This is a genomic window from Streptomyces sp. NPDC051907 (assembly GCF_040681075.1).
Taxonomy (GTDB): Bacteria; Actinomycetota; Actinomycetes; order Streptomycetales; family Streptomycetaceae; genus Streptomyces.
In genome coordinates this window covers 1-6,749 of the sequence record NZ_JBFAYB010000186.1, presented here as the reverse complement: position 1 = coordinate 6,749, position 6,749 = coordinate 1, and the positions used below count along the sequence as shown (strand labels likewise).

General features: G+C 71.6%; 5 protein-coding genes and 1 pseudogene. 5 read left to right on the top strand and 1 reads right to left on the bottom strand.

The genetic code is table 11. From position 1 onward, the window contains the following. Nucleotides 1-194 (bottom strand): annotated as a pseudogene (locus tag AB0M39_RS41010) (hypothetical protein); the annotation flags it as partial. Between the two features lie 186 nt (nucleotides 195-380). Here AB0M39_RS41010 and AB0M39_RS41005 point away from each other — a divergent pair. The 5 genes from AB0M39_RS41005 to metH form a co-directional block, all read left to right on the top strand. Continuing rightward, nucleotides 381-1,664 carry an NAD(P)-binding domain-containing protein gene (locus AB0M39_RS41005; RefSeq protein ID WP_365374022.1) on the top strand — a complete coding sequence of 428 codons (1,284 nt, stop codon included), beginning with the start codon at nucleotides 381-383 and terminating at the stop codon, nucleotides 1,662-1,664. Continuing rightward, nucleotides 1,661-2,125, top strand: a complete 465-nt coding sequence (locus tag AB0M39_RS41000; RefSeq protein ID WP_365374019.1) for an SCP2 sterol-binding domain-containing protein — start codon at nucleotides 1,661-1,663, stop codon at nucleotides 2,123-2,125. Before AB0M39_RS41005 ends, AB0M39_RS41000 begins: the two co-directional genes overlap by 4 nt. Nucleotides 2,126-2,210: 85 nt before the next feature. After that, nucleotides 2,211-3,437 carry a methionine adenosyltransferase gene (metK, locus tag AB0M39_RS40995; protein ID WP_365374016.1) on the top strand — a complete coding sequence of 409 codons (1,227 nt, stop codon included), beginning with the start codon at nucleotides 2,211-2,213 and terminating at the stop codon, nucleotides 3,435-3,437. 29 nt (nucleotides 3,438-3,466) lie between these two features. After that, nucleotides 3,467-4,450, top strand: coding sequence for a carbohydrate kinase family protein (locus AB0M39_RS40990; protein ID WP_365374013.1), 984 nt, complete (start codon nucleotides 3,467-3,469; stop codon nucleotides 4,448-4,450). Next, nucleotides 4,447-6,749, top strand: a 2,303-nt coding sequence (metH, locus tag AB0M39_RS40985) for a methionine synthase (RefSeq protein ID WP_365374010.1), incomplete at its 3' end; no start/stop codon positions are given. The genes AB0M39_RS40990 and metH, both read left to right, overlap by 4 nt.

The window sequence follows — 6,749 nt, the reverse complement described above, 5'->3', positions numbered from 1 at the left end:
CGCGCCGGCCGGCCGGCGACGAGGAGGCCGACCCGGCGCCGCTGGCCGCGCAGCTGGAGGCGGTCCTCGGCCGCGGGCGGTCCGCGGAGGCCCAGCGGATGTCCCGGCGCGGGCAGCGCGAGCAGGAACCCGGTCGCCCCGAGCGCCCGAAGCCGCCCCAGCGCAAGCGTCAGGCCGACCGGGCCCGCCGGCCCGCGCCAAGGACGAGCTCCAGCAGGTCGCCGTCGCGCGGCTCTCCCCGGCCCCGCGCGTCCGCCTCCTCGCCGATCAGGCGCCGTACGGGCCGCGGGGGGCACGGGAGGGCCGGACCCGTCCTCGATCCGGGATCGAGGGGCGGCGGAGAGGGTAATGCGGCATCCCTACGCCTTGGAGGCTGACAGATGGCCGAGACTCCCCTCTTCCGCGTGATCCTGCGGATGGAAATCCAGCCCGGCACACAGGACGAGTTCGAGAGGACCTGGTGGGAGGTCGGCTCGGCCATCGCCCGCCAGCCGGCCAACCGGGGCCAGACGCTGACGCGGGCGACCGAGGGGGACACCCCGGTCTACTACGTGATCACGGACTGGGCGGACGAGAAGTCCTTCCGCGCGTTCGAGGTGAGCGAGGCCCATGTGGAGCACCGCCGCAGGCTGGGCCAGTACCGCACGCGCGGCGAGATGACGACCACGCAGACCGTCTACGACATCCCCCCGGCGCACCAGGCGCAGCCGCCCCGCGGCCCCTTCGCGCAGGGCGCGGCCCAGCCCGCGACGGTCCCCGCCCCCAGGCCCGCGCCCGGCGGCCGCATCGCCTTCGTCGGCCTCGGGAACATGGGCGGCGGCATGGCGCAGCGGCTGCTCGATGCGGGCATGGACCTCGTCGTCCACAACCGCACCGCCGCCAAGGCCCGCGCTCTCGCCGACGCGGGCGCCCTGGTCGCGGACAGCCCCGCCGACGCCGCGCGCGGACAGTCCGTCGTGCTGCTCAGCCTGAGCGACGAAGCCGCCGTCGACGACGTCCTGTTCCGGCAGATCGTCCCCGTCCTCGTCCCGGGCAGCATCGTCGTCGACACCTCCACCGTCTCCCCGGAGTACGCCCGCACGGCCGCCGCGCGGCTGGCGGACGCCGGGCTGCGGCGCGTCGAGGCGTGCGTCGTCGGCAACCCCTTCCAGGCCCGCGAGGGCAAGCTCCGCGTCTACACCAGCGGGGCCGAGCAGGACGTCGCCGAGGTCGCCGGCATCCTCGACGCGATCGGCTCCGAGGTCCTGCACCTGGGCGCCCCCGGCACCGCCGCCACGATCAAGCTGATCTTCAACCTGCTCCTCGGCGCCCAAGTCGCCTCCCTCTGCGAGGCGGTGGCGTACGGCGTGCGGACCGGACTCGACCGCGACCGACTGCTCTCCGCCGTCGCCGAGAGCGGGTTCAGCTCGATCGTCATGCGCTTCCGCGCCGAGCTGATGCGCAAGGGCAGCTACGAGCCGGCCTTCTTCCGGTCCACCCTCATGGAGAAGGACCTGCGCCTGGCCATCGACGACGCCGCCGGCGCCGGCGTGGCGCTGCCCGTCCTCGACACCGTCAGAGCCGGCTTCGCCGCCGTCGTCGCCGCAGGCGACGGCGACAAGGACGCCTCCGTCCTCATCGAGCACACCACCGCGACCGCTCCCGCCGAGCGAGGCGCCTCATGACACGCCCGCCCGACGCGCGTCACCTCCAGCTCAAGCATCTCGCCGAGGCCGGCGCCGCCGCGCGCGCCGGACACACCCCGGAGGACGAGATCGACCGGCTGCTGGAGCTGGTCTTCGAGTGGTTCCGCTCCTGCTTCAGCCCCGAGCGCGCCCACGGCCAGTCCGGGATCTTCCGGTACGCGGTCAACACCCCGCTGGGCGTGCGCCATCGGTACATCGTCGTCGAGGACGGCGGCTGCACCGCCGCCGTCGCCCTCGACCGGCCCGCCGACGCCACCATCGGCGTCGACGTCGACGATCTGGTCGCCCTCGCCGTCGGCGAGCTCAAGGGCACGGACGCGTTCGTCAACGGACGACTGAAGATCTCCGGCGACGTCTTCTTCGCCATGAACTGGATCGAGTGGTTCGGCTCCCGCTCCACGCCCGCCCCGGACGACGGGGGCCGCGCCGGGGGTGTTTAGCTGCCTTTGAGCCCTCCTGCAGCCATGGCGCGCAGTCTGCCGGGAACGACCATCCGGCAGACTGCGCGCCGCACTTGGAGGATCCGTGTCCCTTCGTCTGTTCACCTCGGAGTCCGTGACCGAGGGCCATCCCGACAAGATCGCCGACCAGATCAGCGACGCGATCCTCGACGCGCTGCTCACCCAGGACCCCACCTCGCGCGTCGCCGTCGAGACGCTGATCACCACCGGCCAGGTCCATGTGGCCGGCGAGGTCACCACCCAGGGCTACGCCGAGATCCAGAGCCTGGTCCGGGAGACCGTGCTCAAGATCGGCTACGACTCCTCCGCCAAGGGCTTCGACGGCGCGTCCTGCGGCGTCTCCGTCTCCATCGGCGCGCAGTCGCCCGACATCGCGCAGGGCGTCGACACGGCGTACGAGAAGCGCGTCGAGGGCGCCGTGCCGGACGGGGAGGGCGACGCGCTCGACACCCAGGGCGCCGGCGACCAGGGCCTGATGTTCGGCTACGCCTGCGACGAGACGCCCGAGCTGATGCCGCTGCCCATCACCCTCGCCCACCGGCTCGCCGCCCGGCTGACCGAGGTCCGCAAGAACGGGACCGTCCCCTATCTGCGCCCCGACGGCAAGACCCAGGTCACCATCGCCTACGACGGCGACAAGGCGGTCCGCCTCGACACCGTCGTCGTCTCCTCGCAGCACGCCCCCGGCATCGACCTGGACACGCTGCTCATCCCCGACGTCCGCGACTGCGTGGTCCAGCCGGTGCTGCGCCGACTCGCCGAGGACGGCGTCTCGTTGAGCACCGAGGGCTACCGGCTGCTCGTCAACCCGACCGGGCGCTTCGAGATCGGCGGCCCGATGGGCGACGCGGGTCTGACCGGCCGGAAGATCATCATCGACACGTACGGCGGGATGGCCCGCCACGGCGGCGGCGCGTTCTCCGGCAAGGACCCCTCCAAGGTGGACCGCTCGGCCGCGTACGCGATGCGCTGGGTCGCCAAGAACGTGGTGGCCGCGGGCCTCGCCGCCCGCTGCGAGGTCCAGGTCGCGTACGCCATCGGCAAGGCCGAGCCCGTCGGCCTGTTCGTCGAGACCTTCGGCACCGAGACCGTCCCGGTGACCCGCATCCAGAGCGCCATCGACCAGGTCTTCGACCTGCGCCCGGCGGCCATCATCCGCGACCTCGACCTGCTGCGGCCCATCTACGCGCAGACCGCCGCGTACGGCCACTTCGGCCGGGACATCCCCGACTTCACCTGGGAGGCCACGGACCGCGCCGAGAAGCTGCGCCAGGCAGCCATCGCCGACTGACGGCCGCCACCGACAAAGGAGCAGTGACCGTGCGCATAGCCGTAACTGGTTCGATAGCAACGGACCATCTCATGGTCTTCCCCGGCAGGTTCACCGAGCAGCTGATCGCCGGGAGCCTCGACAAGGTCTCGCTGTCCTTCCTCGTCGAGGAGCTCGAGATCCGGCGCGGCGGCGTCGCGGCGAACATCGCCTTCGGCCTCGGCCGGCTCGGTCTCACCCCGTTCCTCGTCGGAGCGGTGGGCACGGACTTCGCCGACTACCAGCTCTGGCTCAAGGAGAACGGCGTCGACACCGACTCGGTGCACGTCAGCGAGTCCCAGCACACCGCCCGCTTCGTGTGCACCACCGACGCCGACCAGAACCAGATCGGCTCCTTCTACGCGGGCGCCATGCGCCAGGCCCGCACCATCGACCTGCGCCCGGTGCACGAGCGCTCCGGCGGCCTCGACCTCGTGGTCGTCTCGCCCAACGACCCCGAGGCCATGGTCCGCCACACCCGCGAGTGCGTCGCGCTGGGCCTGCCGTTCGCCGCCGACCCCTCGCAGCAGCTCGCCTTCATGGGGCGCGAGGAGATCCGGGCGCTCCTGGACCACCCCGCGTATCTGTTCACCAACGCATACGAGAGCGTGCTCGTCCAGGAGAAGACAGGCTGGACCGAACAGCAGCTGCTCGGCCGGGTGGGCGTCTGGGTGACCACCCGCGGCGCGGACGGCGTCCACATCGAACGCGCCGGGCTGCGGCCCGTGGACGTGCCCGCCGTCCCGCCGAGCGGTCCCCTCGAGCCGACCGGCGCCGGCGACGCCTTCCGCGCCGGCTTCCTCGCCGCGACCGCGTGGGGCCTCGGCCTGGAGCGCGCGGCGCAGCTGGGCAGCGCGCTCGCCACCACCGTCCTGGAGACCACCGGCACCCAGCCGGAGAGCCTGGACGGCGAGAAGCTGCTGGCCCGGGTCCGCTCGACGTACGGCGACGAGGCCGCGGGCGAGCTCGCCTCCCCCATGGCGGGCACGGGATGAGCGCGGCCCGGATCGACGCCCTGCGCGAGGCGTTCGCGACGCGTGTGGTGGTGTGCGACGGGGCGATGGGCACGATGCTCCAGGCCCAGGACCCCACGCTGGAGGACTTCGAGAACCTCGAGGGCTGCAACGAGGTCCTGAACGTGACCCGGCCGGACATCGTGCGCTCGGTGCACGAGGCGTACTTCGCGGTGGGCGTCGACTGCGTGGAGACGAACACCTTCGGCGCGAACTTCGCCGCGCTCGCCGAGTACGACATCCCCGAGCGGGTCTTCGAGCTCTCCGAGTCCGGCGCGCGGATCGCCCGCGAGGTGGCGGACGAGTTCACGGCGTCGACCGGGCAGCAGCGCTGGGTGCTGGGCTCGATGGGTCCGGGCACCAAGCTGCCGACCCTCGGCCACGCCCCGTATCTCACGCTGCGGGACGCGTATCAGCAGAACGCCGAGGGCATGATCGCGGGCGGCGCGGACGCGCTGCTCGTGGAGACCACTCAGGACCTCCTCCAGACCAAGGCCGCGATCCTCGGCGCACGGCGGGCCCGCGAGGTCGCGGGCGTGGATCTGCCGCTGCTGTGCTCGGTGACGGTCGAGACGACCGGGACGATGCTGCTGGGCTCGGAGATCGGCGCGGCGCTGACCGCGCTGGAGCCGCTGGGCATCGACATGATCGGTCTGAACTGCGCCACCGGCCCGGCCGAGATGAGCGAGCACCTGCGCTATCTGGCCCGGCATGCGCGGACGAAGGTGTCCGCGATGCCCAACGCGGGTCTGCCGGTGCTGGGCAAGAACGGCGCGCACTACCCGCTGAGCGCGAGCGAGCTCGCCGACGCCCACGAGGCGTTCGTACGGGAGTACGGCCTCTCGCTGGTGGGCGGCTGCTGCGGCACGACTCCGGAGCATATGCGGCAGGTCGTCGAGCGGGTCCGCGGCATCGTGCCCCCCGCCCGTGACCCGCGGCCGGAGCCGGGCGCCGCGTCGCTCTACCAGAGCGTGCCGTTCCGGCAGGACGCGTCGTATCTCGCCATCGGCGAGCGGACCAACGCCAACGGGTCGAAGAAGTTCCGCGAGGCCATGCTGGACGCCCGCTGGGACGACTGCGTGGAGATGGCCCGCGACCAGATCCGCGAGGGCGCGCATCTGCTGGATCTCTGCGTCGACTACGTGGGCCGCGACGGCGTCGCCGACATGGCCGAGCTGGCCGGCCGGTTCGCCACGGCGTCCACGCTGCCGATCGTGCTGGACTCGACCGAGGTGGACGTCCTCCGGGCGGGGCTGGAGAAGCTCGGCGGCCGGGCCGTCATCAACTCCGTCAACTACGAGGACGGCGACGGCCCCGAGTCCCGCTTCGCGAAGGTCACCCGGCTGGCGCAGGAGCACGGCGCCGCGCTGATGGCGCTGACCATCGACGAGGAGGGCCAGGCCCGCACGGTCGAGGCGAAGGTCGCCATCGCCGAGCGGATCATCGACGATCTGACCGGCAACTGGGGGATCCTCGAGTCGGACATCCTCATCGACACCCTGACCTTCACCATCTGCACGGGCCAGGAGGAGTCCCGCAAGGACGGCATCGCCACCATCGAGGCCATAAGGGAGTTGAAGCGCCGGCACCCGGACGTGCAGACGACCCTGGGTCTGTCGAACATCTCCTTCGGCCTCAATCCGGCCGCCCGTGTGGTGCTGAACTCGGTGTTCCTGGACGAGTGCGTCAAGGCCGGTCTGGACTCCGCGATCGTGCACGCCTCGAAGATCCTGCCGATCGCCCGGCTGGAGGAGGAGCAGGTCAAGGTCGCCCTGGACCTGGTCTACGACCGCCGGACCGAGGGCTACGACCCCCTCCAGACGTTCCTCGAGCTGTTCGAGGGCGTCAACATGAAGTCGATGAAGGCGGGCAAGGCCGAGGAGCTGCTCGCGCTGCCGCTGGACGAGCGGCTCCAGCGACGCATCATCGACGGCGAGAAGAACGGCCTCGAAGGGGACTTGGACGAAGCGCTGACGGTGCGTCCCGCTCTGGAGATCGTCAACGACGTTCTCCTGGAGGGGATGAAGGTCGTGGGCGAGCTGTTCGGGTCGGGGCAGATGCAGCTGCCGTTCGTGCTCCAGTCGGCCGAGGTGATGAAGAACGCGGTCGCCTATCTGGAGCCGCACATGGAGAAGTCGGACGCGGAGGGCAAGGGCACGATCGTGCTGGCGACGGTCCGCGGGGACGTGCACGACATCGGCAAGAACCTGGTGGACATCATCTTGTCCAACAACGGCTACAACGTGGTGAATCTGGGGATCAAGCAGCCGGTGTCGGCGAT